This is a genomic window from Actinomyces sp. oral taxon 897 (assembly GCF_002999235.1).
Taxonomy (GTDB): domain Bacteria; phylum Actinomycetota; class Actinomycetes; order Actinomycetales; family Actinomycetaceae; genus Actinomyces.
On the sequence record NZ_CP027236.1, the window covers coordinates 740,636 to 766,303 of the forward strand.

Consider the following 25,668-nt stretch of genomic DNA (forward strand, 5'->3'; position numbering starts at 1 on the left):
GCGTAGAGCCCCGGGATGCCGGGCGACACGCGGGCGTAGGTCACCTTCCGACCACACTTTGTGAACTAAGACACGTTGACGTTTGTCGCCTTTTTAACCTCTGGCTTCATTGCAGGGAAAAGTGGCTGTCCCAAGAGCGGATCTCAACCTCAAGTCGAGGTTGAGATAAGAGTGACCCGTGCAGGCGGCGCGCCCTTGCGACCGGCGTGCCCCCAGGCGGCCTAATGTGTTCTCTGTGGCTGGCGTAGACCACGCCGCACCGCACGCCCCCCGTGTGCGTCCCATGATTCATGACAGGAGCAGGCCCATGAGTGCTACCCGCGCGAGTCTCAACGCCGTGCCCCAGCGCGCCCAGGCCATGCTCTTCGGTGACCCGCTGCCCGACCTTGACGCCAACTCCGGGTACCGGGGGCCCATCGCCTGCCGCGTCGCCGGCATCACCTACCGTCAGCTCGACTACTGGGCCCGTACCGGCCTGGTCGAGCCCACGGTCAGGGGCGCCCGGGGCTCGGGCTCCCAGCGGCTCTACTCCTTCCGCGACATCCTGCTGCTCAAGGTCGTCAAGAGGCTCCTGGACACCGGCGTCTCGCTCCAGCAGATCCGCGTGGCCGTCAACGCCCTCCACGAGCGCGGCGTCGAGGACCTGACCGCCATTACCCTCATGAGCGACGGCGCCTCGGTCTACGAGTGCACCAGCGCCGACGAGGTCATCGACCTGGTCCAGGGCGGCCAGGGGGTCTTCGGGATCGCGGTGGGCCGGGTGTGGCAGGAGGTCGAGGGGACCCTGGCCGAGCTCCCCGTGGAGTACGCCGAGCCCGCCCCCGAGGTCGACGACGAGCTCGCCGCCCGCCGGGCGGCCAAGCGCCAGCGCGTGGCCTCCTAAGGCCACCGGCCAGCCGGTACGTAAGGGACGGCGCCGCTCCACCGAAGAGGTGGGGCGGCGCCGTCCTTATACCCGGTCCTGGGACTCAGGCGGTCCTGCGGCCCAGGACGTAGGAGCGGGAGTAGCCGTCACCCAGGTCGGTCAGGCTCACCTGGACCACCCCCGTGGAGTCGATCTCGTAGCGCTCCTCAATGTAGGGGCCGAAGCCGGCACGCTCCACCGGGACGTCGCGCAGGTCCTCCACCTCACGCAGGGCGGGGTCGAAGGGGAAGAGGACGTCCTGGTAGGGGGCCAGCTCCCCGCGCGGCTCCCCGCGGTCGTCCACCCCGGCGCACTCCACGAAGCGGAACCAGCCGATATTGTGCACCGCCGGGTAGCGGCGGATGATGACGGTGCCCTCGGTCCCGTCCACCCGGGCCTGGACCGAGTCCTGGGTCAGGATGGCGTCGAAGGTGGTCCGCGCCCCGCCCTCGGCCTCACGGAAGACCCCGAAGCCGCGTGAGAGGCGGTCGGTGAGGTCGTAGCCGGAGTTCTGGTCGGCGGCAATGGCCAGGCCGATCGCGGTGGAGGCCCCCGGGTAGGGGGAGCGGTGCACGCGCCGCCCGAAGCGTTCCCGCAGCAGGCGGGGGACCAGGGGGAAGGCCGAGGCCCCGCCGACCAGGTAGATGCCAGCCACCTCCGTCAGGTCCGGGCGCCCGGAGTCCAGGCGGTCAATGAGGGGGGTGACCGTCTGGATGGAGCGTTCGATGAGGGGCTCGGTGGCCGCGTAGAGGTCGGGGACGGGCAGGACGACGTCCTGGCCCCGCAGCTCCACGAGGATGCGCCGGGACTGGGGGGAGAGCGACTCCTTGGCCCGGCAGCACTGGTCGAGCAGGTCGTCGCGCTCGGTGTTGCTCAGGGACTCCTCGGCCACGCCGGCGCGCTCCAGGACCAGCTGGGCCAGGATCAGGTCCACGTCGTCCCCGCCCAGGTCGGACAGGCCCCGGGAGGCCAGGACGTCGTGGGAGGTGCCGCGCACGTCCACCAGGGAGGTGTCGAAGGTGCCGCCGCCCAGGTCGTAGACCACCACGCGGGTCTTGCGCGAGGAGATCGTCCCGGACTTGCGGTGGGTGTACTCAAATCCCGCGGCGCTGGGCTCGTTGAGCATGGCCACCACGGGGAACCCGGCGTCGCCGAAGGCCTGCAGGGTCAGGACGCGCTGGGCCCCGTAGGCGTGGGCCGGGACCGCGACCACCACCCGGGCGCGGTCGATGCCGACCCCCAGGGAGGCCTCCACCGCCGTGCGCAGCGTGCGCAGGTAGTCAGTGAGGATCTCCAGGACCGTGAAGGTCCGCCCGCCCAGCTCCACCGTGGTGGCGGGGGTGACCCTGGGTGAGGCCAGGACGCGCTTGAGGCTGCGCAGGAGCGGGGCGCCCTGGCGCGCCGCCGCCCGGGCCGCGAACCCGTGGACCAGTCCCTGGGGCGTGAGCGCGGTCAGGGAGGGTAGGTACTCCTGGGGGTCACCGGCGGTGTCGTTGAAGGTCAGGACCGGGTAGTTGCCGCGGTCGGCGCGGGCGACCACGGTGCGGGTCGTTCCCAGGTCGACGCCGATGTCGAGGACAGGTCCCTCCCGGTTCGCCCGGTCGGGGCCGGATGGGTGGGGCGTTGAGGTCGGGACTGGAGCAGCCATGGGGCGACCTTATCCGTGCCGAGGCGTAAAAGCCGGGAGCCTCCGGGCGCCCGTCGCGGCCCCGGCGTGTGGTGTTCGTCGGCAGGCGGCCGGGCCTGGGACGAAGGACCACGTGGCGCCGGGGAGGTGAACAGTTGGTGAACTGGCTTCGCTGCCGGGGCCCCGGCTGGTAACAATGACGTCAGGCCGCGCTCACGCGGCCACGGACCACGGCCGGCGGACTGCCCGCCAGGCCGTCGGACCGCACTCTGGACTGGGATTGGTATGACTACAACCCTCTTCATCGTGGTCGTCGTCGTCGTCACGGCGCTGGTCTTCGACTTCACCAACGGCTTCCACGACTCCTCCAACGCCATGGCCACCGCGGTGGCCACCGGGGCCTTCACCCCCAGGCGCGCGGTGCTCGTCGCCGCCGTCCTCAACGTGGTCGGCGCCCTGCTGTCCACCGAGGTGGCCAAGACGATCTCCCACGGCATGTTCGACGACGCGCTCATCCAGGCCGCCCCGGAGATGGTCTTCGCCGGCCTGGCCGGGGCCATCCTGTGGAACCTGGCGACCTGGCTCTTCGGGCTGCCGTCCTCCTCCTCCCACGCCCTGTTCGGCGGCCTCATCGGGGCGGTCATCGTGGCCGCGGGCCTGGAGGGGGTCCACTGGGGCACCGTGGTCTCCAAGATCATCCTCCCCGCCCTCATCGCCCCCTGCGTGGCCGGCCTGGCCGCCGCCCTGGCCACCTTCCTGGCCTACCGCCTGGCGCGTCCCGAGGACCGCTACAGCCAGGGAATCTTCCGCTACGGCCAGCGCGTCTCGGCCTCCATGGTGGCCCTGTCCCACGGGACCTCCGACGGGCAGAAGACCATGGGCGTGATCACCCTGGTCCTGGTCGCGGCCGGGTATCAGGGGGCGGGCAGCTCCCCGCACTGGTGGGTCATCGCCGCGGCCGGGCTGGCCATTGGGCTGGGCACCTACTCCGGGGGCTGGCGCATTATGCGGACCATGGGCAAGGGCCTGGTCCACATTGACTCCCCCCAGGGGTTCGCCGCCGAGACGGCCTCGACCGTCTCCATCCTGGCCTCCTCCCACCTGGGCTTCGCCCTGTCCACCACGCACATCTGCACCGGCTCCATCCTGGGCTCGGGCATCGGACGGGGCTCGAAGGTCTCCTGGGGCACCTTCGGGCGGATGGGCATCGCCTGGCTGGTCACGCTGCCCTGCTCCGCGGTGGTCGGGGCACTGACCTCCTTCATCGCCGTCAAGGGCGGCGTGGTCGGCGTGGTCGGCGTCATCGTCCTGCTCATTGCGGCGACCCTGCTCATTATCCGCCAGGCCAACCACAACAAGGTGGACTTCTCCAACGTCAACGACGCGAACGAGGTCGTCGTGGGCAAGCAGAACGACCCCGAGCTGGCCCGCCCCGCGCGCAGCATCGCCGAGGTCAAGCAGGAGCTCGCCACCGCGGGCGGGAAGGGGCTGCGATGAGCGTGGACTGGGCCTCCCTGGGGCTGGTCACGGGCGTGACCGTCCTGGGCACCTCATTCATCCTGGTCATCTGCGCCTCGGCGGTACGTCTGCTGGGCCAGATCCACCTCAAGCGCAGGGCGGGTGAGGTCCAGGGCCTGCACGCCGCGGAGGTCGCGGCCGGGTTCTTCATCCTGTGCGTCGTGGCCATCGCGCTCTTCGGCCTGTGGCTGCTCATCCCCTACTTCCACTGAGGCCGGGCGGGGAACCGACCAGAGATTGTCCCTAACGAGCGTCATGAGGCCCCGGTCACTGCTACCCTGGGGGATGTGACCGAGGACCTCTCCGCACTCGCCAAGGACGCCGTGGCCGCCTCGCGGGCTGCGTCCGACCCCGACTACCCCGTCTTCCACGTCGCCCCGCCGGTGGGACGTCTCAACGACCCCAACGGCCTGCTGGTGGACGGCGGAACCTACCACGTCTTCTACCAGTTCACCCCCCTGCACCCGCACCGCAAGCTGGTGTACTGGGGGCACACCTCCTCCACGGACCTGGCCCGCTGGGAGCACCACGCCCCCGCCGTCGTGCCCGACTCCCCCTACGACGCCAACGGCGCCTACTCGGGCAACGCGATCGTGCTGGAGGGCGCCGAGCTGCCCGCCGCCCCCGCGTCCGCCCCCTACCAGCTCTTCTTCACCGGCAACCTCAAGGACCCGGTGACGGGGGAGCGCACCGCCAGCCAGAACCTGGTCACCAGCCGGGACCTGGTCACCTTCACCAAGTGGGAGGGCAACCCCCTCATCCCCACGCACGCGCCGGGCTACACCGCCCACTACCGCGACCCCCAGGTCTTCCGCGACCCCGACGCCCCCGGGCAGTTCCGCATGCTGCTGGGGGTCCAGCGCCAGGACGAGACCGGGGCGGCCCTGCTGTACCGCTCCACCGACCTGCTCTCCTGGGACCTGGAGGGCGAGCTCACCTTCCCCGACGCCGGGGGCGCCTTCGAGCGCTTCGGCTACATGTGGGAGTGCCCCGGCATCGTCCGCCTCACCGACGAGCTCACCGGTGAGGACTGGGACGTGCTCATCTGGTGCCCGCAGGGCATCAGCCCCCAGGCGGAGGGCTACGAGAACGTCTTCGCCTGCACCTACACCGTCGGCCACCTGGTGGGCACCGAGCTGCGCGACTGCGACGGCACCTTCCACGAGGTGGACCGCGGTTTTGAGTTCTACGCCCCCCAGGCCTTCGCACGCCGCCCCAGCGAGCCGGGGGCGGTCACCCTGGTGGGGTGGCTGGGCAACGCCGGCGAGGACGACCAGCCCTCGGTGTCCACCGGCGGCTGGGTCCACGCCCTGAGCGTCCCGCGGCGCCTGTCGCTGCGCGGCGGGCGCCTCGTCCAGCGCCCGGTCCTGGAGCTGGGGGAGGGGGCCTCCACCAGCTGCCTGTCCGGCAGTGTCCTGACCGCCGGGGCCACCCCGGTGCCCGAGCTGTCCGGCTCCCGGTCCTGGCAGCTGCGGGTGGAGGGGCCCCAGGCCGGTGGCCCCGCTCCCACGTGGGGGGTGCGCATTGGCACCGCGGACTGCCACGTGGACGTCACCATCGAGGACGGCTCCCTGGTGGTGGACCGCTCGACCTCCCGCTACACCCAGCACGGCGCCCGCCGGGTGGTCACCCTGCCCCCGGGCGCCGACTCCGTCCTGGAGGTCCTCCACGACCGCTCGGTCACGGAGATCGTCTCGGCAGACGGGGAGACGGTTTTCGCGCTACGCTCGTTTGTGACACCTGGCACGTCAGGCGTCTCGCTGCTGAGCAGTGGCGGTGCCCAGATGCGGGTCGTGTCCCTCCAGGCGAGGGACTGACACGCACACCCATACGTGATGCAACTCACTTGTGATCTTCGGTTGCAAGACCGGGCGGTCGCAAGTACTGTGACCAACGATTGACACACGGTCTGCGGCGGGACGTCCCCGACCCCTCACAACCGCACGCCCCAAGGACGCGGCGCTGAGCGCAGGCCTACAGAGAAAGGACACCCGGGTGGCTATGGATCACGCCCGAGTCGCCAGAGACGTCGTGACGTACCTCGGCGGCGCAGACAACATTGACGCGGCGGCGCACTGCGCGACCCGCCTGCGTCTGGTCATTAACGATATGGACAAGGTCGACCAGGCGGCCCTCGACAAGGATCCCGACCTCAAGGGCACCTTCCTGGCTGGCGGCATGTTCCAGATCATTGTCGGCCCTGGTGACGTGGACCAGGTGTTCGACCACATGGTCAAGGACCACAGCGTGCGGGAGGTCTCCAAGGACGAGGCCAAGGAGGAGGCCGCCAAGAGTGGCAACCTCTTCTCGCGCTTTATCAAGATGATCGCGGACATCTTCGTCCCGATCCTTCCGGCCCTTATCGCCGGCGGCCTCATGATGGCCATTAACAACGTGCTCCAGGCCAAGGGCCTCTTTGGCGAGCAGTCCCTCGTGGACCAGATGAAGTGGCTCAAGGACTACGCCGACCTCATTAACCTCATCTCCGCCGCCCCCTTCGCCTTCCTGCCCGTGCTGGTGGGCTTCTCGGCGGCCAAGCGCTTCGGCGGCAACGTCTACCTCGGTGCCGCCATGGGCGCGGCCATGGTCTCCAGCTCCCTGCTCAGCGCCTACTCCATGGCCAATGACGCGGCCGCCAACAACTTCTGGCTGTACCAGGGCATCGGTACGGACTGCGCCCTGACAGACGCCAGCTGCATTGCCGACCTGTCGGCCAAGGGGTCGATCCCGGCTGCTAGCGCCTGGTACCTGTTCGGTATCCATGTGGATAAGATTGGCTACCAGGCCATGGTCATCCCCATTATCTGCGTGGCCTTTATTATGTCGGTCATTGAGAAGTGGCTCCACAAGCGCCTGTCGGGTACCACCGACTTCCTCCTGACCCCGCTCATTACCATGCTGGTGACCGGCTTCCTCACCTTCGTGGCGGTCGGCCCCCTCACCCGCCAGCTCTCCGTGTGGATCACGGACGGACTGAACTGGACGTTCAACACCCTGGGCGTCATCGGCGGCCTCATCTTCGGTCTGTTCTACTCGCCCATTGTGGTCACCGGCCTGCACCAGTCCTTCCCTGCCGTCGAGCTCCCGCTCATTACCGAGCTCCAGAACAGCGGAACCGGCGGAGACTTTATCTTCCCCATTGCCTCCATGGCCAATGTCGCCCAGGGCGCCGCCGCCCTGGCGGTCTTCCTGCGCACCCGGGACGCCAAGATGAAGGGCCTGGCCGGGGCCGGTGGTATGTCGGCCATCTTCGGTATCACCGAGCCCGCCATCTTCGGTGTCAACCTGCGCCTGCGCTGGCCCTTCTTCGTAGGTATGGGCGCGGCCGCCATTGGCTCCGCCGGCGTGGCCCTCTTCGGGGTGCGTGGCGCCTCCCTGGGTGCTGCCGGCTTCGTGGGCTTCGTGTCCATCCGCACCGAGGACATCCCCATGTACCTGGTCCTGGAGGTGATCACCTTCGTGATCTCCTTCGCCGGGGCCCTGTTCTACGCCAGTACCCCCAAGGGCAAGGCCTCCCTGGCCGGTGACGACGGCGCCCCGGCGGACGGTGCGGCCGCCCAGGCCGCTCCCGTGGAGATCCCGGCCGAGGCCGCGCACGACCTCACCGTGACCGCCCCCATTAAGGGCCGCTCGGTGCCGCTGAGCGAGGTCGCCGACCCGACCTTCTCCCAGGGCCTGCTCGGCCCGGGCATGGCGATCGTCCCGGACTCCGGGCCGGTGGTCTCCCCGGTGGACGGCGAGGTGCTCGTCGCCTTCCCGACCGGCCACGCCTACGGGCTGCGCTCGGCCAGCGGCGTCGAGCTGCTCATCCACGTGGGCATGGACACCGTCAAGCTCGACGGCAAGGGCTTCACCCCCCACGTCAAGGCCGGTGACAAGGTCCGCCGCGGCACCCCCCTGGTGGACGTGGACTGGGCGGCCATTAAGGCCGCCGGCTACGAGACGGTGACCCCGGTCGTCGTGTCCAACGCCACCAAGTTCGGGGGCGTCTCGGAGACCTCCCCGACCGAGGTCAACCTGGGCGACGCCTTCTACTCCGTGGCCCCGGCCGAGGCTGCCGCCAAGGTCTGAGGCAACAGCTCTCCATCGATGGACATGTGGGGAGGCCTGCGATCTGTCAGGCCTCCCCACACCTGTGCCCGACGGCGGGACGGCACGCGAGCCCGGCTGGCGTCTGTCCCTGCCCACGCCGGGGTCCACGGATCCCCGCGGCGGTCGGCCGGCAGGGGCTCAGGCGGTGCCCGGCCGGGTGCGCCCCTGCCCAGGCCCGGCAGGGGCTTGCCTAGGCGGTGCGCCCCTCCAGGAGGGTAATGGGCAGCTCGGTGGCGCGGGTGGGCTTGGTGCGGACCTCCTGCCCGTCGGCGTAGGCGCGCACCTGCTCCAGGAGCTGGCTGACGGCCGCCCGGGCGATCTGGGCGATCGGCTGCTGGATGGTGGTCAGTCCCGGCAGCGCGCGGCGCACGGCGCTGGTGCCGTCAAAGCCCACCACCGCGAAGTCCTCCGGCACGCGCCTGCCGTGCTGGTAGGCCCACTCCAGGACGGCGGCGGCAGCGAGGTCGTCGGTGGCGAACACGGAGTCGATCTCCTGGGCGACGGCGTCGAGCTGGGAGCTGACCAGCCCGTAGCGCATGGAGTCCGGGGTGTGGAACTCCACCGTCAGGAGCACGGGCTGGATGCTGTGCTCGGCCAGGACCGCGCGGTAGCCAGCCTCACGTAGGTTGTGCGGCCCGGTGCGCGAGGTCAGGATCGCGGGTCGGGTGCGCCCGCGTGCCAGGAGGTGCTCGGTGGCCAGGCGTCCGCCCGCCAGGTTGTCGGCCCGGATATTGGGGATGGTGGGGGATAGGTCACGGTCGATCGTCACCAGGGGCATTCGCACCGTGTCGTAGTCCATCTGCATCTCGTTGTGGGCCCCGGAGATAATGCCGTCCACCCGCTGGGCGATGAGGAGGTCCAGGTACTCCCGCTCCCGGTCCACCCGTCCCATGGAGTTGCACAGCAGGGTGCGGTAGCCGGCCTCGGCCAGGGTGCTCTCAAGCCCGGCCACCAGCTCGCCGAAGAAGGGCAGGGACGTGGTGGGCATAATGACCCCGACGGTGTTGGTGGACATGCCGTGCAGCGCCCGCGCCACCTGGTTGGGCCGGTAGCCCAGCTCCTTAATGGCCGAGGCGACCCGGTCCCGGGTGTACTGGCTCAGGTAGCCGCGGTTGTTCAGCACCCGGGAGACGGTGGTCAGGGAGACGCCCGCACGCTCGGCGACGTCCGCGAGAGTGGGTTCACGGCGGGCCGGCATCGCATCTCCTTCGATCGTCTGATGACAGGGCTGAGCATACGCCTACCAGCCCGGACGCCCGTGCCCACCTGGGACCGGGGAGCGGGTCGGCAGACCCAGGGGACCGCGGCCGACCCGTGTCGCCGCCCTGGCCCCGAGCGCCCGGTGGTCAGGTCCGGGCGCCGCGGCCAAGGCCTGCGGGGGAGTGGGCGCACCGGCCACTGTACGCCGGGGGAGGGGCGGGTGGGGAGTGCCCCCGGGAGCGGTGCCGCAGGTAGGAAGGACCTAAGGATCTTTGCGGGCCCGCACCCTTCTTGCTATGGTCATTGCTATCAGTCGCTCGTAGCAGACAAAGGTGTTCGCAGCCATGGCATCCTCAGCCCACCCTGTCCCGGAGCCCAGTCGGCGCAGGGTCGCCCAGGGACTCGCCTGGTCCGTACCGACGATCGCCCTGGCGGCGGCGGCCCCGGTCATGGCCGTCAGCTACACCGAGCGCATAACCGACGTCTCCTTCCAGCCGGGGACCGGGATGGAGGCCAGGCGCCTGGGCAGCGGCGTGATCCGGCGGCCGTGGGTGGGAGGGGTCGACAGGTGGACCTGGATGGCCACCGACAACTCCACCTACGTGGACACCCCGGTCTACGCGGGACAGCCCAGGCTCAGCAGCTGGGGCTGGCTGCTGCGCTACCACGACGCCGACGCCTGGGGCAGGCCCGAGACCCCGGGGATCAAGAACCCCCTGGTCCTGACCGACCCGGCGGGCGGGAGCGTCTCACCCAGCCTGCCCGGACCCTACCTCGCCTTCACCGGGGACCCCAAGGGGAGCGGGGCCACGTCACGGACCACGCTCATGTCCCAGACGCAGAAGCTGGGTGCGGGGTGCACCTACACCTTCCAGGCGGAGGTGTGGACCGGCTACATCGAGCAGCGCAACCTGCGGCTGACGGTCGGGTTCGTCCCGGCCGCGCTCAGGCCGGCGCGCTACTCCGACGCCCCCCTGAGCGCGGGGGCCTGGCTCGGCTCGACCGCCGAGGCCCTGACCGCGCACGGCAGCGCGCCGACCACGTCCACGCTCGTGGCGCAGTACACGCCCGCGGCCAATGAGGAGGTCCTCGTCCTCATGGTGGTCCAGGCCGCCACCGACGCCGACGTCGCCGAGGCCGGGGCCACCGAGAGGCACGTCAACCCGGTCATCGTGGCCAGCCCCAGGCTGACCAGCAGCTGCTCCTAGCGGGGGCTCGCTCCGGCACCGGCGTAGGGCCACCCGCACCGCTGCTCCTAGGGGCGGGACCCGCCGTGTCTTCAGCTCACAGTCCGGACCACCCACGAGCTGCTCCTGGGTAGGGCTCGCCCGGGAGAGTGCTTATGTCATTTTCGACCCCTCCGTGGCGCGCCGGGGCAGGCGGGGCGGTGCCCAGGGCGCCTGCTGTCAGCGGCCCTGTCAGCGCCGCGGGCGCGATCCCGTGGCGCTGTCGTCGCGGGACCGCGATCTCAGGGCCGCTGTGAGAACGTCGCCGCGCCGATCCTGGGCCGTCCTGTCGGATGGGCGCCCGCTGTCAGCGGTGTCGCTCCGGGCGCCCGGCCGGTCCCGGGCGTCCTTGCGCCGTGCCGTACTCCGCCGTATTTCCCTGTATTTCCGCGGTCGCAGGGACGTGGCGGCCAGGTGGGCGACGCCTTTGCGCACCAGTCGGGCACCGGTTCTTACGAGCGTCCGGGCATCAATTGGGGGACCGGTTCCTCTTTTGCGGGGACTATATAGGATCCGATTTCCTGCGCACCCCAGGCAGGAGCGTCCTCGCAGGTCAGAGGCGCTTTGAGGGAGGAAGGGGCAGGAGCTGCGCCGCCGCCGACAGAATGACATAATGTCCATTATCGGCGATAGTGATATGTGGGCGCGAACACTCCGGACCCCACCTGTGTACTTGTCCTCCTTTCCTCCTCCGCCCTAGGTGGCGCGCGCTTTGGGGCCCGCCTACGAGAACAGTGTTCGCGTAGGCGGGCGCCTGCCCGGGCAGGATCCGGGGACGGTAGCGCCTGGATGCGTGTTCGCCTGGCTGGGCAGCTGCACGGCCCGAGGACGCCGCCATGAACCCGGGTGCTCGGTAGCCCTGCGACGTCGGTCTGCGGTCGCGGCTGGCCCGGGCCTCGGGGAAACCCTCTGGTGGGGCTGACAGGATCGTCCCCGTCCGGGATAATGGTGGCATGAAGCACATTATCTGGGACATGGGTGGCACCCTCATTGACACCTACCCGGGGGTCGTGGCCGCCCTGTGCCGGGCCGCCTACGGGGACACCGCCCCCGAGCACCTGCGGTACACGGGCTCCCTGACGCACGTCTCGACCGCCCACGCCGTGACGACCCTGTCCGCCGCCCGCGGCGTCGCGCCTAAGGACCTGGAGCAGGCCCTGGAGGATCTCAAGACGCGGTGGCGCACCCGCCCCGCCCCTGTTATGGACGGCGCCCGCGAGCTCATGGCCCGCGTGTGGGAGAAGGGCGGGCTCAATATGGTGGCCACCCACCGGGACCGGGCCAGCGCCACCATGCTGGTCACCGTGCTCGGGCTCGACCTGGACGACATGGTCTGCGCACCCGACGGGCTGGCACGCAAGCCCAGCCCGGAGATGAACCTCCTGCTGGCCCGGCGTCACGACCTGGATCCCGCCAGCGTGCTGTGCGTGGGCGACCGCGTCATTGACGCCAGCGCCGCGGCGGCGGCGGGCATGCCGGCAGTGCTGCTGGTGCGCCCCGGAACGGTCCTGGCCCTGGACAGGGTGGAGCAGGACCTGAACGTGGTCGCCGACCTGCGCGACCTCATCCCCTGCTTCTGACCCAGGGGCGGCGTCTGCGCCGGCCGGGCCCACCTTGGGTCAGAAGTCGTCTCAACCGAGCTGGCGTCCGCGCGGGCGCCGGGCGCACGTCCGTCTGCGCCCGGGGGGAGTCCCCTCCCCCACCCTACCGAGCGGTCAGTTGCACATTCATCCGGGGGTCGCTGACCGGCCGGTGGCGTGATTCCAACGTTTTGTGCCTCCAGGCGGGGACGGGAACCAGGATGAATGTGCAACTCCGGCGCCGTTGCACATTCATCCTGGTTCCCGTCCCCGCTCCACCGCACGGATCCGTGTGGTTGCAACGTTTTATGTTCGGGCATTGTAAAAAGAATGTGCAGCTCCGGGTCCTCACCCCCTGCCGGCCGGGTAGGCTTGCCTCCACCACTTTAAGGAGGTCCCGTGACCACCAGCCCGGCCAGCCGCCGACCTGTACGCACCCTGCCAGCGCGACTGCCGGTGGCCCTCCAGCCCGAGGAGCCCGCGGTGACCACCTGGGACGTCACCACTCTGCCCACCCTCATCAGTCACCTGCTCGACCTGGTCGGTCCACTTGACGACCTTCCTTATCATCCTGCGGTCTTTGCCGTCGACGGGCGCGGCGGAGCGGGCAAGACCACCCTCACCAGAGCGATCACGGCCCTCTACCCCAGTGCCCAGGTCCTGTGCATTGACGACCTGGCCTGGAACGAGCCCTTCTACCAGTGGGACTACCTGCTTGTGGCCGCACTGACCGAGCTGCGTCAGACCGGTGTCCTCGACCTTGTGCCCCCGGCCTGGCAGGCCCACCATGTGGAGGGGTCGATCAATATCTCTTCCTGTCCGCTGGTCATCGTGGAGGGCAGCGGGGCGGGCATGCGCGCCGTCAACGGCCTGATTGACGCCCACGTGTGGGTCCAGACCGGTGACGACGTCGCCAAGCAGCGCGGGATCAGGCGCGACATCGCCGAGGGCGTGAATGGTGACGCCCAGGAGTCGGTGCGTTTCTGGCACCAGTGGATGGCGGCTGAGCGAGCCTTCTTCGCCGTGGACCGTCCCTGGGAGCGTGCCGACGTCATTGTCGCGGGACAGGACCCCCAGAGCCTGGCCGATCGCGAGGTCGCCTGGGTCCGCGGGCCTCTCGGCCCTGCCGGACCGGCTGGCCCCAGGCCTGGTACGACGGGTGAATGACCTGGCGGTCCCGCGCGTCCCAGTTGTTCTCTGCTCAGCCGCTCCTCCCCCGCCTGCGACCAGCTCAACCAGTGCGAGCCCGAAGACGCCCCTTGACTCCCTGACGTCTCCGGCTGACGATACCGCCTTTTTACCGGACAGCTCGACGACGGGGTCCCTCATACGCAATAGCGTGAACGGAACAGGGACTCATTGTGCGGGACGTCCCCTGGTCCCGCTGGTGCGGGTGGGGGCAGCGTGCTACTATTTTGAAGGGTTTTCCCCTGTCTCCCGGCCTGCCTCGGACAAATAGGTCCAGGATTTAGGTTTTGTTTTGGTGTTATAGGGGGTCCAGTGACGTGGTCCGTCGCCGCCTCATTGCGCGCGTCGTGTGCGAGACGGGTGGAGGTCTACGGCACGGCGCCTGTAATCGACGACGGGGCCTGTATCGGAGGGGATCTTGGTGGGCGGAGAGGGCGTGGGGCGGGTGCTCGCGGGGTTGAGGCCAGCCAGACTTGTGGTCTTGGTCACCATCGATGTGGTGCGGGACACCCCTCTTGACCGCCACTTTTCCGCATGGTCTCGTCCAAAGCCGGCGCCGGATCCGCTCCCGGGGGCCGTCTGTGGCGAGTGGCGTCATACCAACGAAAGGTGGTAAAAATAGGTTTGTTCCGGCCGCTCCCGGAAGGCCCCCCACAGACCGGTGGCGATCCAGTCCCTGGAAACGTTGCAACCACGCGGCTCCCAGGAGCAGGGTCAGGGACCACCCCGCACCGTTAGGTGCATTAAGACTCGAGTAGGCTGATGATGTAGGCGGTCTGGCTCTCGGTCAGGGAGTACCTCGCACCGCTATGGCGTGAGTAAAACACGATTGGTTTGCGGGGGCGGGGGTCCCTGATTGCTCGTGGCGCGGGATTCGGGTGGTTCTATGCAGTTCTCTGGATGGTCTACCGCCTGTCTGCTGGCCCGGTTTCGTGCACGTGTCGCAATCTGAGGATCAGAACGAGGGCCACCCTTGACCGCGTCGAGGCCCAGGCTCCTGACCTGCGTGGACATTGGGTGTACAAAGAGTTGTGCAGGGTGGGGTCGGCTCTGATCCTCAGATTGCGACAGAACCGTCCGCTCGCCACCGCCGGGGCCGCACATACTCTCCCCTCCTCACTCCGGGGCAGGCCCCGGACCAGGTGGCAACGCGGCCTGCCACCCACACCCCAGCACCCACACCTCAGGACTAGGGCCTGCGACAGGCCCCTGACTGCACCCACCGGGGCCTCGCACCAGGCGACCGGACCATGATCGCCGTCATCGGGGCGGGCACCCTACCTGCCCGCCTGCACGAGCGCCGGGGCTCCACCGTGGTCGGCACGATCCCACCGACGGGCGAGAGACGGCGACGGGCTACCGCCCGCCCTCCCGCCCGGGGCGCCGGGCGACGACCTCAAAGCGCGTGCACACCACGAGCGTGTCGTCGTCGACGTCGGGGGGCTCGGTGCCGCGCACGGTGAACCACCCCCGGTAGTCGGGCCCCGTCCAGAAGCGCTCATGGGCCGTACGCCACCCGACCAGATCCGTGTGCCCCTCCCCCTCGGCCACGGCGTGCTCCAGGGTGACCTCACCCAGGCGGATGACGTCGACAGCCACGTCCTCGGTGACGCACACGGGCGTCCCGGCGGAGTCGACGACGAGCTCGCGGCGGCCGGGGGCCGGCAGGAGCTCGGAGCCCGCCTCGTACTCGGCCAGCAGCGCCGTCGTCGTGCGCTTGCCGCCTGCCAGGACCGCCGCCACCAGCCGGTCGCGCGACGGCCCCGGGAAGGCGTACTCCCCCACGTCGAGCAGCTCCCAGCCCGCCGGCAGCCAGCCCGCGCCACGGCCGGCATCGAAGGAGCGGAACAGCACCAGCCGGGCGCCGTAGAAGTCCCGGCTCAGGCCGAGGCGTTCCATGCCGATGCGCTCGGCCACGCGCTGCGAGGCGAGGTTCTCCGGGTCGGTGACGGCCACGACCTGCTCCACCCCGGCGGCGTGCACGGCGTCCAGGACGGCCCGCGCCGCCTCGGTGACATAGCCGTGCCCGCAGTGCTCGGCCACCTGCCTCCAGCCGATCTCCAGCACGCTGGCCTCTGCCCCGTCCGAGGACGGAATCGGCTTGACCAGGACGAGCCCGACGGCGGTCCCCGGTGCCGTCCGCCCGCCACCTCCGCCTCCGTCGCGCAGCTCAATGAGGCTGAAGCCCTGGACGGGATGGTCCACCAGGCTCATAAAGCGCCCCAGGCGCCTGCGTGCCGTCGCCTCGTCGGGGGTGGTGGCCGACGGGATGAAGCGGACCAGATCCGGGTTGGCGTGCAGACGGCGCACGAACTCGAGGTCACCGGGCGCAAAGGCACGCAGCCGCAGCCGCTCAGTAGTTAGAGGGATCACACGCGGGTACTATACAGTAGGCTCCTGCGCAGGTTCCTCCATCCCGGCCCGACACCCAGCCGGAAAGTGGTGCCACTCCCCCGGGGCCTGCTCACGCTCGGCCATAAGTGAAGGATGTGCCCGTGGGCACGGGGCCTACGGCTCGGCATCCGGGCCCGTGACGACGTACACCGCTACTCCCCCGCCAGCGCGGGGCGGGGTCTCCAAGCTCGGGTCGGGCAGAATCAGCGTGGCCGGGCGCCCAACAACCAGGGCCGGGGCCGAGCGCCCGCCAGCGCGGGGCCGGGGCCGGTGAGCTGCGTGCCAGTTCAGGACACCCGCGTGCCTGGGCCGCTGGGGGCGCGCCCGGCGGGCAGCCCGCGCGCCAGCGCCAGGACGCGGTCGGTGACCTCGCACTGGGTGCGTACCGAGGCGCGCCAGGAGGGCACCTGCAGCGAGTGGTTAGCACCGGGGACCGCCCAGACCTGCACGCCTGCCGCCACCGGGGTGAGGGCGGGGCCGCCGTCCCAGTGGGGGTCGTCCGTCCCGCCGACGACGAGGCCGGGGGCCGGGTAGGTCTCAATGGCCCGCCTGACCCGGGCGTCGTCGAGCAGGGGCGTGAGCCACACCCCGGCCACCTCGTGACGGCCCGCCCACGGGGCCAGGCGGGTCCCCAGGGACTTGGCCACCAGGAGCAGCGGGACGTCAGCCTGCTTGAGAGGCGCCTCCAGCGCGCGGGACAGGGCGGCCTCGGCGAGGGCCTCGAGCGCGGCGGGATCAGTAGGCGGCGTGCCCCACTCCAGGACCGTCACCGCCCAACCGTCCTCCACGAGCGCGGTGGCCGGCCAGAACAGCAGCGGCATGGTGGCCGGGTAGCCCCGGCCCGGGACGACCAGGCACAGACCCGCCGGCTCGTCGGGCACCGGGCCCGGCCAGCGGCGCAGGCGGGCCCCGTCGGCAAGGTGGACCCCGGCCCCCGGGCGGGCCGCCGTCACCTGGGACCGCCCGGGGGCCGGAGGGTCTCGGGGCGGCCGCGGTCGGCGTCGGCCAGGACCGTGCCTCCGGGCCCAGACGTGGCGCCCGTCGCAAACCAGGTGCACGTGGGGCGCCCTCGGGGTGCTCCCGGCCCGGGAGGCATCAGTCGCCCAGGGCGGTGCCCACGGAGCGGGCCGCCTGGATCCACTCGTGGTCGCGGGGCACGTACTTGACCTTGCCAGCGACCTCCTTGAGGGGCACGAGCTCGGTGCCGTTACCGCGGTCACCCACCATGACCCCGAAGCTGCCGTCCGCGATGGCGTCGGCGCCGGCCACTCCCAGGCGCGTGCCCAGGAGCCGGTCGGCCCCGCAGGGGGTGCCGCCGCGCTGGACGTAGCCGAGGATCGACACGCGCGCCTCCAGGCCGGTGGCCGCCTCCAGCTGCTCGGCCAGGGTGAAGGTGTTGGCACGGTGCGAGGCCTCCAGGCGCTTGACGCCACGCTTGGCCGCGGCCTTGGCCTCCGGGGAGGAGGCGTCCTTGACCAGGGCCTCGGCGTGGGTGATCTCCTCGCGGTCGACCACGCTCAGCGCGCCCTCGGCCACGGCCACCACGGAGAAGGTGGAGCCGCGTGAGCGGCGCTGCTCGATCCGCTCGGCGATCGCCTCCACCGAGTAGGGGATCTCCGGCAGGAGGATGACGTCGGCCCCTCCGGCGATGCCCGCGCCCAGCGCCAGCCAGCCGGCACGGTGCCCCATGATCTCGGTGAGGATGATCCGGTGGTGGGAGTGGGCCGTGGAGTGCAGGCGGTCCACCGCCTCGGTGGCGATCTCCAGGGCGGTGGCGAAGCCGAAGGACGTGTCCGTCTCGACGATGTCGTTGTCAATGGTCTTGGGCAGGTGCACGACGTTGAGACCGGCGTCCATGAGGCGCTTGGCGTTCTTGGCGGTACCGCCGCCGCCCAGGCAGACCAGGGCGTCCAGCTCGTTCTTCTCGTAGTTCTCCACGATGGTGGGGATCATGTCGCGGGCCTGGCCGTCGACCACCATGCGGTGGACCTTGTCCCGGCTGGTGCCCAGCATGGTTCCGCCGGTGGTCAGGATGCCGGACAGGGCCGCGCCGTCCAGCACGGTGAAGCGGTTCTCCGCCAGGCCCCGCATACCGTCCCGGAAGCCGATGAGGCTCCAGCCGTGGTCCTGGATCGCGGCCTTGCCGAATCCGCGGATCGCCGCGTTGAGTCCAGGGGCGTCGCCGCCCGCGGTCAGGATGCCGATGCGTTTGGTTGCCATAGCACCTAGGATAGAGGTCACAGGCCCGCCAGGGGGCGTGGTGGGACAAACCGGGTGCACCCTCTTGCGCCGTTCCTGGTGCCGGACCGACGACGGTGGGCCCGGGCCCGGTGCGGACGGTACAATGGTGCGTCGCTGCGCGGGCGCGGGAACAGTCCCGGGCGTCGCAGTGTTGCAACTACCGGCCAGGGGCCGACGAGAGCCACGAGGGAAGGCACAGCATGGCAGACCGCGCGCTACGGGGGATGACGATCGGCGCCAAGTCGATGGAGTCCGAGGAGGGCGTCGAGTTCGCTGAGCGGATCACTGTCACCTACGAGTGCCCGCTGGGGCACACGACCACCATTCCCATGGCCAAGGAGGCGGAGGTCCCACCCACCTGGGAGTGCCCCGAGTGCGGGCAGGCGGCGGCCCGCCGCGGCGAGTCCGAGGAGCCTGAGGGCGACGAGCCCAAGAAGGCGCCGCGCACCCACTGGGACATGCTCCTGGAGCGGCGCAGCGTCGACGAGCTCAAGGTCCTGCTGGAGGAGCGTCTGACCATGCTGCGCAGCGGGGAGATCTACCGGGAACGCTTCTGAGCCCCGACGCCGCGGCCCGGGCCAGCCGATCGCGCCTGCCGGCGGCCGGAGATCCGCCGCCAGTCCGACGTCGGGGTCGGGGCTGCTGGGGCTGGGGTCAGGGCCAGCCCGCCTTAAAGCCGGCGTCCGGAGTCAGAGGGCGGCAGCCGCAGGTCAGGGGCTGACCGCCCGCCCGGCAGGGGCCCAGCAGGCTGCGCACCGGTGCGGAGTCGGCCCGTAACCCGTTCTCGCGAGCAATAAGTACCGTTCTCACGACAAACAAGTACCGTTCTCGCGACGAATAAGTACCGTTCTCACGCTCGGGTGGGACGGCTGGCCCCGGCGGAGACGGCGCCCGCCCGGACCGGGACAGCACCTGCTCGGGCCGGGATCGCACCTGTCAGGACCGGGGCAGCACCTGCCAGGACCAGGATAGTGGCGGCGGCCAGGACGACCCGTGCGGGCCAGGGCCCCAGGCGGTCGGCCACGCTCAGCCCCCGGCGCAGGGGCACGTCGGCCACCAGGTACGCACGGGTGTAGGGCCGGGCCTCCTGGGTGACCACGCCCCGGGGGCTAATGACCGCGGTGACCCCCACGGTCGAGACCTGGACCACGGCCCGGCCGTGCGTCACCGCCTGGACCCGGCCCTGGGCCAGCTGCTGGGCGGCCTCGCTGGAGCCTATGAAAGAGGCGTTGTTCGTGGGGACCACAATGACCTCCCCGCCCTGGCGCACGCCCGCGCGCAGCACGTCGTCGTAGGCCACCTCGAAGCAGATCCCCACGGCCAGGGGCACGTCACGGCCGTCACGGGTGCGGACGGTGAGCGTGTGGCCCCCGCTGCCGGGCAGCAGGTCCGAGCCGATCCGGTCCACCTGCCCGCTGACCGCTCGAATGAGGCGGCGCAGCGGGACGAACTCGCCGAAGGCCACCGGCCGGTGCTTGGTGTAGACCTGGCCCGCCCCGCTGCCCGGGGTCCACACCACCATGTCGTTGTAGCGGACCCGCCCCGTCACCCCGCTCATCCCCTCCGGGCGGTCGGCGAAGGCGATGGCGCCCACCAGGACCGGGACCCCGACGGCCTGGGCGGCGCGCTCCACCAGGACGGCGGTGACCCGGTCCTGGCGCGGGTCGCGGTCAGCGGCGTTCTCGGGCCAGATGACCAGGTCCACCCCGGTGGCGGAGCCGCTGGCGGCGAGCTCCACGGTAGCCAGGACGTGGTTGCGGGTGACCTCCAGGGCCCGTGAGTAGGCGTCTTGGGCGTCCCCGGCCACGTTGCCCTGGACGGCGGCGACGCGGATGGTGCCGTCCTCGGCCCGCTCCGGCAGGCCCACGAACGCCGGGGAGACGGTCAGGGCGCAGGCGGCGGTCGCGCAGACCAGCGTCGTGGCACGCCGCCCGTCGCGCAGCGCCCGGATCCCCTCCGCCAGCACCGCGCCCGTGAGGGCCACCAGGAGCCCCAGCCCCGTGCTCCCGGCCAGGGACGCCAGCGGGAGGACGGGCGCGTCGGCCATGGCGAAGGCCAGCCGCCCGAAGGGAAGACCTCCCCAGGGCCAGGAGGAGCGCACCTCCTCCACGGCCACCCACAGGACCGGGAAGCACACGGCCCGGACGGCCGGGCCCCGCCACCGGGCACCAGGACCGGGGACGAGGCGCTGTGCCACCGCCCAGGCCCCGCCCAGGGCCGCCAGGTAGAGGGACTCCACCACGGTCACCGCCAGCCAGCCCACGACGTTGCCCATGGACACGGCGGTGAAGTGCAGCAGCGGGGTGAAGAACCCGAGCCCGTGGACCAGCCCCAGCACCACGCCCGCGCGCACCCGGCGTCCGTACAGCACGGTCACCAGCCCCGCCACCCCCAGCGGGGCGGCCCACCACCAGGACAACGGCGCGAAGGCCGCGTCCATGAGCAGGCCGCTGCCGACCGCCGCCAGGAGCAGGCCGAGCCGGTGGCGGACGGCGGCCGCCCGCCGCGCGGCCGGTCGGCTCACAGGGCCGACCACGCCAGGACCCCCCGGTTGACCGCGCTGCTGGCCTGGGCGGCGCCGTGGGCCAGGACGGCCAGGGCGGTGTCCTGCTCCGCGAGGGCGGGTTCCAGGGCCGAGATCTGCCCCAGGACGTCAAGCAGCTGCTTGCACCAGCGCACGAAGTCCCCGGCCGTCAGGTCGCTGTCCTCCAGGACCTGGGCCAGGTGGGCCCCCTGCGCCCAGGTCAGGACCGCCCCGGCCAGGGCGGGCTCGGCACCCGAGGAGGACTCGATCTGCGCCAGGGACTCCAGGTCGTGGATCCTGCGTGACAGGTCCAGCTCGGCGCGCAGGACCTCCCCCAGGCGCGAGCCCGGGGACACGGCCGGGCCCACGGAGCGCACGGCTGCGCGCGGCTCGTAGACGCAGGCGCTCACGGCGCCCGCCAGCTCGGCCGGTCCCAGGTCCTCCCACAGCCCCTCCCGCAGGCACTGGGCGATGAGCAGGTCCCGCTCGGCGTAGACCCGCGACAGGACCCGTCCGGCCGCGGTGACCCGCAGCTCACGCTCAGGGTGCCCCCGGTCCACGGGCTCCAGGTAGCCCAGGGCGGTCAGGACCTCGCAGACGGCCTCGAAGAGCCGGGCGATGGTGCCCGTGCGCGCCTGGATACGCTCCTGGAGCCGTTCGGAGGTGACCAGGGCCTTGGCCCACCTGCGGCCGACGCGGGCGTGCTCCTCCCTGTCCGGGCAGGCGTGGCAGGGGTGGTTGCGCAGCTCGTGGCACAGCGCCTGGACCTGGCCCACGTCGGTGCCGGTCCCGTCCTCCGCCTGCTCCCCTGCCCGGGTGCGCCGTCGACGGCGCCCGTCCTGGGCCAGGTCGCCTGAGCGGATGGCGTCCACCAGGCGACGCACCAGACGGTCCCGCTGACGGGGGCGACGGGGGTCCACGGTGTCGGCCACCGTGAGGGCCCCGACCCTCACGACGCCGTCGGGCGCGGTGTCCGGGGTGAGGGTCACCAGGCGGGAGTCCTCCCCCAGGACCTCCAGGAGGGGGACCCCGGTCTGGTCGGTGCCGGTGCCCAGGACCACGCCGTGGCGGCGGCGTCGGCCCCGGGGGTAGACCACGACGTCACCGCGGCGCAGGGACTCCATGGAGTGACGTGCGTTACTGCGACGCCCCTCCCGGTTGGCGCGGGCCAGCTCGGCCTGCACCTCCCCCAGGCGCTGGCGCAGCATGGCGTACTCCCGGAAGTCCCCGTGGCTGCACTCCATCTGCCTCTCCAGGGCGGCCAGCCCCTGGCGGGCCCGGCGCGCCTGGGCGGCGAGCTCGACCACGCCCCGGTCGGCCTGGAACTGGGCGAAGGAGGACTCCAGGACCTCCCGGGCCCGGGCCCGGGAGGTGCGTCCCAGGAGGTTGACGGCCATGTTGTAGGTGGGCCGGAAGGCCGAGACCAGGGGGTAGGTGCGCCTGGAGGCCAGGGAGGCCACGACCTGGGGCTCCACCTGGTCGGCGGCCAGGACGACGGCGTGCCCCTGGGTGTCGATCCCCCGGCGTCCCGCCCGCCCGGTGAGCTGGGTGTACTCCCCCGGGGTGAGCTGGACGTGCCCGGAGCCGTTCCACTTGCGCAGGGACTCCAGGACCACCGTGCGTGCCGGCATGTTAATGCCCAGGGCCAGGGTCTCGGTGGCGTAGACGACCTTGACCAGCCCGGCGCTGAAGAGCTCCTCGACCGTCTCCTTGAACACCGGCAGGAGCCCGGCGTGGTGGGCGGCCACGCCCCGCTGGAGGGCGTGCGCCCAGGAGTGGAAGCCCAGGACGGCCAGGTCGCCCTCGGGTACCGCGGCGGTGCGCCGCTCGATGACCTCCTCGATCTGCCGGGCCTGGGCCCTGGTGGTCAGGTCCGCTCCCCCGGCCACCACCTGGCGGACGGCCTGCTCGCACCCGTTGCGCGAGAAGACGAAGACGATGGCCGGCAGCAGGTGGGCCTGGTCCAGGACGCTAATGACGGTGGTGCGCGAGGGGGGACGGAGCCGGGCCGCCCGGGCGCCGGCCGGGGCGGGCCACGTGGTCCGGCGGCCACGCCTCCAGGTCTGGGACCGGGCCGTCTGCTCACTGGCGGCGGCTCGGCGGGCGTTCTTGACGGCCCTGACCAGGTCGGGGTTGAGCGGCGGGGTGCCCGTGTCCGTGTCGGGCGATCCGGTGGGCCCGGGCGGCTCCGCGGCGTAGAGGTCCATGAGGTGGCGGCCCACCATTATGTGCTGGGTCAGGGGGACGGGGCGGTGCTCGGAGACGACCACGGCCGTGGTGCCGCGCACCTGGCCCAGCCAGTCGCCGAACTCCTCGGCGTTGGACACGGTGGCGGACAGGGAGACCACCTGGACGGCGGGGTCCAGGTGGATAATGACCTCCTCCCACACGGGGCCGCGGAAGCGGTCGGCCAGGTAGTGGACCTCGTCCATGACCACGAAGCCGAGCCCCTCCAGGCTGCGTGAGCCCGAGTAGAGCATATTGCGCAGCACCTCGGTGGTCATGACCACGACCTGGGCGTGGGGGTTGACGGAGGTGTCGCCGGTCAGCAGGCCCACGGCCTCCTGCCCGTAGCGGGCCGCGAGGTCGAGGTACTTCTGGTTGGACAGGGCCTTAATGGGGGTGGTGTAGAAGGTCTTGAGCCCCCTGACCAGCCCCAGGTGGACGGCGAACTCCCCCACGATCGTCTTGCCCGCGCCGGTGGGGGCGGCCACGAGCACGCCCTCACCGCGCTCCAGGGCCTGGCAGCCCTGGACCTGGAAGTCGTCGAAGGGGAAGTCGTAGCTGGTGGCAAAGCGTGACAGCTCACTGTTGGCGGCGGCCTGACGACGGCGTGCGGCGGCGTAGCGCTCTGCGGCTGACGGCATAGGGGCAAGACTACCCGTGATGGTGCGCCCGGGCACCAGGGGCCCGTCTCACCGGGCCCGCTCAGGCGGGCAGCAGGAGGCCTACCGCCTGCGGTACCGCCTCCAGGTGCAGGGGCAGGCTGGCCAGGCGCTCACCGTCGGCGTAGGGGTGGGGCGGGTCACGCAGCCAGCCGCCGGCACCGTCGTCCGGCCAGGGCTCGATGGTCAGGCTCCGGCTGCGCTCCACGTGGACCCCCGGGCGGCCCACGTGGGTCCCCGCGAAGACCCGGCGGAGGAGGGCCAGGACGCTCAGGCGCCCGCAGGGGTCCAGCCGGACGACCTCCAGGAGGCCGTCGGTGGGGTCGGCCTGGGGCGCCAGGTCCATGCCGCCGCCGATGTACCGGGTGTTGGCGGCGCTGACCAGCAGGGCCGCCCCGGTCCAGGTGCCGGAGTCGGTGGTGAGCCGGTAGCCGTAGGGCGCCAGCCGGACGATCTCCTCCAGGGCGGCCACGGTGTAGCGGCTCTCCCCGGAGGGCCAGGGCAGGGTGTTGGCGCGGGCGTTGACGGCCGCCTCGATACCGGCCCCCACGGTGGCCATGGACCACTGGTGGCACGCCTGCACCGGGGTGCCGTCGGGGCGGGCGGCGTGGATGGCGTCCACCGCCAGGACGCGCCCGGTGCCAGCCAGGGCGTGGTTGACAATGGACACGCTGGCACCCACGTCGCCGACCGGCAGCCCGAAGTGGCGGGCGATGTCGTTGCCGGTGCCCACGGCCACCACGCCCAGGGGCACGCCGGTGCGGGCGACGACGCCCAGGCCCAGGTGGATCATGCCGTCGCCGCCCACCACGACCAGGGCGTCGGGCCGGTGGCCCATGTCGGTAAGGAGCGCGACGGCCCTACGGCGGGTGGCCTCGTAGCCGGTGGAGGTGGCCACCAGCACCTCGTGGCCCGCGTCCTCCAGGGCGGCCACAGCGGCGTCGGCCGCACCGCTGTGGCGGCCGTGCCGGGAGGTGGGGTTGCTCAGCAGGACGATACGCATGGTGGGGCGGGTGTCTCGTACTGGTCCGCTCAGCCCTGCGGCTGGGAGGGCGGGGCGAGGGCGGCGGGGCCCTCGGAGCTCAGGGCGGCGTCGAGCTCGGCCTCAAAGGCGGCGCGCTTCCTGTCCACGCGCTTGTCGTGGCGGATGGCGATAAAGCAGGCCAGGAAGTACAGGCCGGTGACGGGCACGGCCATAAAGATCATGGACCAGGGGTCGGGGAGCGGGTTGGCGAACGCCATAAAGGTGAAGATGATGACCACGGCCCAGCGCCAGCCCTTGATCATGGTGGTGCCGCGCATGAGGCCCAGGCTGTTGAGCGCCACCAGCAGCTCGGGCAGCAGGAAGGCCGCGCCGAAGACCAGGACCAGTCTCATAATGAAGGACAGGTAGAGACTGGCCTGGATGAACCCGGTTCCTACATCCGTGGGGATGAAGTTCGTCAGGATGACCACCGCGTGGGGCATGACCCACATGCCCAGCGCCGCCCCGGCGGTGAACAGGACCACCCCGACGGTCCCGTAGGCCCAGGCGTAGCGCTTCTCCTTGCGGGTCATGCCCGGGCCCACGTAGGCCCAGAACTGGAACACCCACAGGGGCGAGGACAGGATGACGCCCAGCCAGATCGACACGCGCAGCCTCATGTCGAAGGAGGACAGGATGGTGTCGAAGTTGATGGACAGGTGGGCGCCCCTGGCGTTGGCCTCGGTAATGGGGGTGGTAATGAGGGCGAAGACCGGGTCGTAGAGCATGTAGCCCACCACCGACATGACCAGGACGCCGACGGCGGAGACAAGAAGACGGTTACGCAGCTCGCGCAGGTGGTCTCCGATGGACATGCGCGCCTCGGGGTTCTCCTTGCGGCGCACCTTCGAGACCCTGGGCAGTCTGGGCATCGGTGTCTCCCTCTCGCGTTTCGGTCAGCCAGGCGGCGCCCGGGCTACGGGGGCGCCGGGCGTAGGGCCGCCGGGGCCTTACTTCTGGGTCTCGGTGGGCTGCTGGGGGGCGGCCTGACCGGTCTGCGTGGGCTGGGTGTAGTAGGTGCCCTCAGCCGGCTGCTGGATCTGGGCCGGGGCCTGCTGGCCGGAGGCGGCCGTGGTGTCCTCGTCGCGCAGCTCCTTGATCTCCTTCTTGAAGACCTTCATCGACTGGCCCAGGCTGCTGGCGATCTGCGGGAGCTTGGTGCTGCCGAAGACCAGGATGAGGACGATGAGCAGGACGATAATGTGGGTCGGCGTGAACTTCATGGCTCGACATCCTAGTGATCTCGTGGTGGTCCGGGTAGTCGT

The 25,668-nt window shown here is 71.2% G+C and carries 19 protein-coding genes; 9 read left to right on the top strand and 10 right to left on the bottom strand.

Translation table 11 applies throughout. From position 1 onward, the window contains the following. Nucleotides 1-307: 307 nt before the first annotated feature. The gene (locus C3V41_RS03020) at nucleotides 308-883 is read left to right on the top strand and encodes a MerR family transcriptional regulator (RefSeq protein WP_281433028.1); all 576 of its coding nucleotides are present in this window, start codon (nucleotides 308-310) and stop codon (nucleotides 881-883) included. 85 nt (nucleotides 884-968) lie between these two features. On the opposite strand, the gene C3V41_RS03025 is transcribed toward C3V41_RS03020, so the two are convergent. Continuing rightward, nucleotides 969-2,552, bottom strand: coding sequence for an Hsp70 family protein (locus C3V41_RS03025; RefSeq protein ID WP_106109047.1), 1,584 nt, complete (start codon nucleotides 2,550-2,552; stop codon nucleotides 969-971). Nucleotides 2,553-2,816: 264 nt separating this feature from the next. Between C3V41_RS03025 and C3V41_RS03030 the strand changes: the two genes are divergently transcribed. The 4 genes from C3V41_RS03030 to C3V41_RS03045 all read left to right on the top strand — a co-directional run bounded on the left by C3V41_RS03030 (nucleotide 2,817) and on the right by C3V41_RS03045 (nucleotide 8,120). After that, nucleotides 2,817-4,028 (top strand): inorganic phosphate transporter, encoded by a 1,212-nt coding sequence (locus tag C3V41_RS03030; protein ID WP_106109048.1) that lies wholly within the window; start codon nucleotides 2,817-2,819, stop codon nucleotides 4,026-4,028. Next, on the top strand, nucleotides 4,025-4,261 hold the full coding sequence (locus C3V41_RS03035) for a hypothetical protein (RefSeq protein ID WP_106109049.1): 237 nt from the start codon (nucleotides 4,025-4,027) through the stop codon (nucleotides 4,259-4,261). Before C3V41_RS03030 ends, C3V41_RS03035 begins: the two co-directional genes overlap by 4 nt. 75 nt (nucleotides 4,262-4,336) lie before the next feature. Continuing rightward, entirely contained in the window at nucleotides 4,337-5,866 is a 1,530-nt protein-coding gene (locus tag C3V41_RS03040; RefSeq protein ID WP_106109050.1) for a glycoside hydrolase family 32 protein, read from the top strand. A 184-nt stretch (nucleotides 5,867-6,050) separates the two neighbouring features. Further along, nucleotides 6,051-8,120 (top strand): PTS beta-glucoside transporter subunit IIBCA, encoded by a 2,070-nt coding sequence (locus tag C3V41_RS03045; protein ID WP_174714749.1) that lies wholly within the window; start codon nucleotides 6,051-6,053, stop codon nucleotides 8,118-8,120. Between the two features lie 211 nt (nucleotides 8,121-8,331). Here C3V41_RS03045 and C3V41_RS03050 read toward each other — a convergent pair whose 3' ends face one another. Beyond that, nucleotides 8,332-9,339, bottom strand: a complete 1,008-nt coding sequence (locus C3V41_RS03050; protein WP_106109052.1) for a LacI family DNA-binding transcriptional regulator — start codon at nucleotides 9,337-9,339, stop codon at nucleotides 8,332-8,334. 346 nt (nucleotides 9,340-9,685) lie between these two features. On the opposite strand from C3V41_RS03050, the gene C3V41_RS03055 reads away from it, so the two are divergent. The 3 genes from C3V41_RS03055 (at nucleotide 9,686) to C3V41_RS03065 (ending at nucleotide 13,314) form a co-directional block, all read left to right on the top strand. Continuing rightward, entirely contained in the window at nucleotides 9,686-10,549 is an 864-nt protein-coding gene (locus C3V41_RS03055) for a hypothetical protein (RefSeq protein ID WP_106109053.1), read from the top strand. 971 nt (nucleotides 10,550-11,520) lie between these two features. Continuing rightward, nucleotides 11,521-12,147, top strand: a complete 627-nt coding sequence (locus C3V41_RS03060; RefSeq protein ID WP_106109054.1) for an HAD family hydrolase — start codon at nucleotides 11,521-11,523, stop codon at nucleotides 12,145-12,147. Between the two features lie 399 nt (nucleotides 12,148-12,546). After that, on the top strand, nucleotides 12,547-13,314 hold the full coding sequence (locus tag C3V41_RS03065) for a uridine kinase family protein (RefSeq protein WP_254423657.1): 768 nt from the start codon (nucleotides 12,547-12,549) through the stop codon (nucleotides 13,312-13,314). Nucleotides 13,315-14,691: 1,377 nt separating this feature from the next. Here C3V41_RS03065 and C3V41_RS13025 read toward each other — a convergent pair. From C3V41_RS13025 to C3V41_RS03080, 3 genes are all read right to left on the bottom strand, one after another. Then, complete coding sequence (locus C3V41_RS13025) at nucleotides 14,692-15,708, bottom strand: GNAT family N-acetyltransferase (RefSeq protein ID WP_165271567.1); 1,017 nt, start codon at nucleotides 15,706-15,708, stop codon at nucleotides 14,692-14,694. A 308-nt stretch (nucleotides 15,709-16,016) separates the two neighbouring features. Beyond that, nucleotides 16,017-16,682: a hypothetical protein gene (locus C3V41_RS03075; RefSeq protein ID WP_106109055.1), complete on the bottom strand. Its 666-nt coding sequence runs from the start codon at nucleotides 16,680-16,682 to the stop codon at nucleotides 16,017-16,019. Nucleotides 16,683-16,824: 142 nt separating this feature from the next. Further along, nucleotides 16,825-17,949 (bottom strand): 6-phosphofructokinase, encoded by a 1,125-nt coding sequence (locus C3V41_RS03080; protein ID WP_106109056.1) that lies wholly within the window; start codon nucleotides 17,947-17,949, stop codon nucleotides 16,825-16,827. A 221-nt stretch (nucleotides 17,950-18,170) separates the two neighbouring features. On the opposite strand from C3V41_RS03080, the gene C3V41_RS03085 reads away from it, so the two are divergent. Continuing rightward, nucleotides 18,171-18,527: an RNA polymerase-binding protein RbpA gene (locus tag C3V41_RS03085; RefSeq protein WP_106109057.1), complete on the top strand. Its 357-nt coding sequence runs from the start codon at nucleotides 18,171-18,173 to the stop codon at nucleotides 18,525-18,527. A gap of 293 nt (nucleotides 18,528-18,820) precedes the next feature. Here C3V41_RS03085 and lnt read toward each other — a convergent pair whose 3' ends face one another. The 5 genes from lnt to tatA all read right to left on the bottom strand — a co-directional run bounded on the left by lnt (nucleotide 18,821) and on the right by tatA (nucleotide 25,626). Then, nucleotides 18,821-20,494, bottom strand: a complete 1,674-nt coding sequence (lnt, locus tag C3V41_RS03090; protein ID WP_254423658.1) for an apolipoprotein N-acyltransferase — start codon at nucleotides 20,492-20,494, stop codon at nucleotides 18,821-18,823. Beyond that, complete coding sequence (locus C3V41_RS03095; protein WP_106109058.1) at nucleotides 20,491-23,361, bottom strand: DEAD/DEAH box helicase; 2,871 nt, start codon at nucleotides 23,359-23,361, stop codon at nucleotides 20,491-20,493. The genes lnt and C3V41_RS03095 overlap by 4 nt, the downstream gene beginning before the upstream one ends. Nucleotides 23,362-23,422: 61 nt before the next feature. After that, on the bottom strand, nucleotides 23,423-24,382 hold the full coding sequence (locus tag C3V41_RS03100) for a diacylglycerol/lipid kinase family protein (protein WP_106109059.1): 960 nt from the start codon (nucleotides 24,380-24,382) through the stop codon (nucleotides 23,423-23,425). Between the two features lie 29 nt (nucleotides 24,383-24,411). After that, complete coding sequence (gene tatC / locus C3V41_RS03105) at nucleotides 24,412-25,275, bottom strand: twin-arginine translocase subunit TatC (RefSeq protein WP_106109060.1); 864 nt, start codon at nucleotides 25,273-25,275, stop codon at nucleotides 24,412-24,414. A 78-nt stretch (nucleotides 25,276-25,353) separates the two neighbouring features. Then, complete coding sequence (tatA, locus tag C3V41_RS03110) at nucleotides 25,354-25,626, bottom strand: Sec-independent protein translocase subunit TatA (RefSeq protein ID WP_106109061.1); 273 nt, start codon at nucleotides 25,624-25,626, stop codon at nucleotides 25,354-25,356. Between the last annotated feature and the right edge of the window lie 42 nt (nucleotides 25,627-25,668).

Bases quoted from the DNA above. Each gene is read 5' to 3' on its own strand.
- C3V41_RS03020 (WP_281433028.1), top strand. From the start codon at position 308: ATGAGTGCTACCCGCGCGAGTCTCAACGCCGTGCCCCAGCGCGCCCAG.
- C3V41_RS03025 (WP_106109047.1), bottom strand. From the start codon at position 2,552: ATGGCTGCTCCAGTCCCGACCTCAACGCCCCACCCATCCGGCCCCGAC.
- C3V41_RS03030 (WP_106109048.1), top strand. From the start codon at position 2,817: ATGACTACAACCCTCTTCATCGTGGTCGTCGTCGTCGTCACGGCGCTG.
- C3V41_RS03035 (WP_106109049.1), top strand. From the start codon at position 4,025: ATGAGCGTGGACTGGGCCTCCCTGGGGCTGGTCACGGGCGTGACCGTC.
- C3V41_RS03045 (WP_174714749.1), top strand. From the start codon at position 6,051: ATGGATCACGCCCGAGTCGCCAGAGACGTCGTGACGTACCTCGGCGGC.
- C3V41_RS03050 (WP_106109052.1), bottom strand. From the start codon at position 9,339: ATGCCGGCCCGCCGTGAACCCACTCTCGCGGACGTCGCCGAGCGTGCG.
- C3V41_RS03055 (WP_106109053.1), top strand. From the start codon at position 9,686: ATGGCATCCTCAGCCCACCCTGTCCCGGAGCCCAGTCGGCGCAGGGTC.
- C3V41_RS03060 (WP_106109054.1), top strand. From the start codon at position 11,521: ATGAAGCACATTATCTGGGACATGGGTGGCACCCTCATTGACACCTAC.
- C3V41_RS03080 (WP_106109056.1), bottom strand. From the start codon at position 17,949: ATGGCAACCAAACGCATCGGCATCCTGACCGCGGGCGGCGACGCCCCT.
- C3V41_RS03085 (WP_106109057.1), top strand. From the start codon at position 18,171: ATGGCAGACCGCGCGCTACGGGGGATGACGATCGGCGCCAAGTCGATG.
- C3V41_RS03095 (WP_106109058.1), bottom strand. From the start codon at position 23,361: ATGCCGTCAGCCGCAGAGCGCTACGCCGCCGCACGCCGTCGTCAGGCC.
- C3V41_RS03100 (WP_106109059.1), bottom strand. From the start codon at position 24,382: ATGCGTATCGTCCTGCTGAGCAACCCCACCTCCCGGCACGGCCGCCAC.
- tatC (WP_106109060.1), bottom strand. From the start codon at position 25,275: ATGCCCAGACTGCCCAGGGTCTCGAAGGTGCGCCGCAAGGAGAACCCC.
- tatA (WP_106109061.1), bottom strand. From the start codon at position 25,626: ATGAAGTTCACGCCGACCCACATTATCGTCCTGCTCATCGTCCTCATC.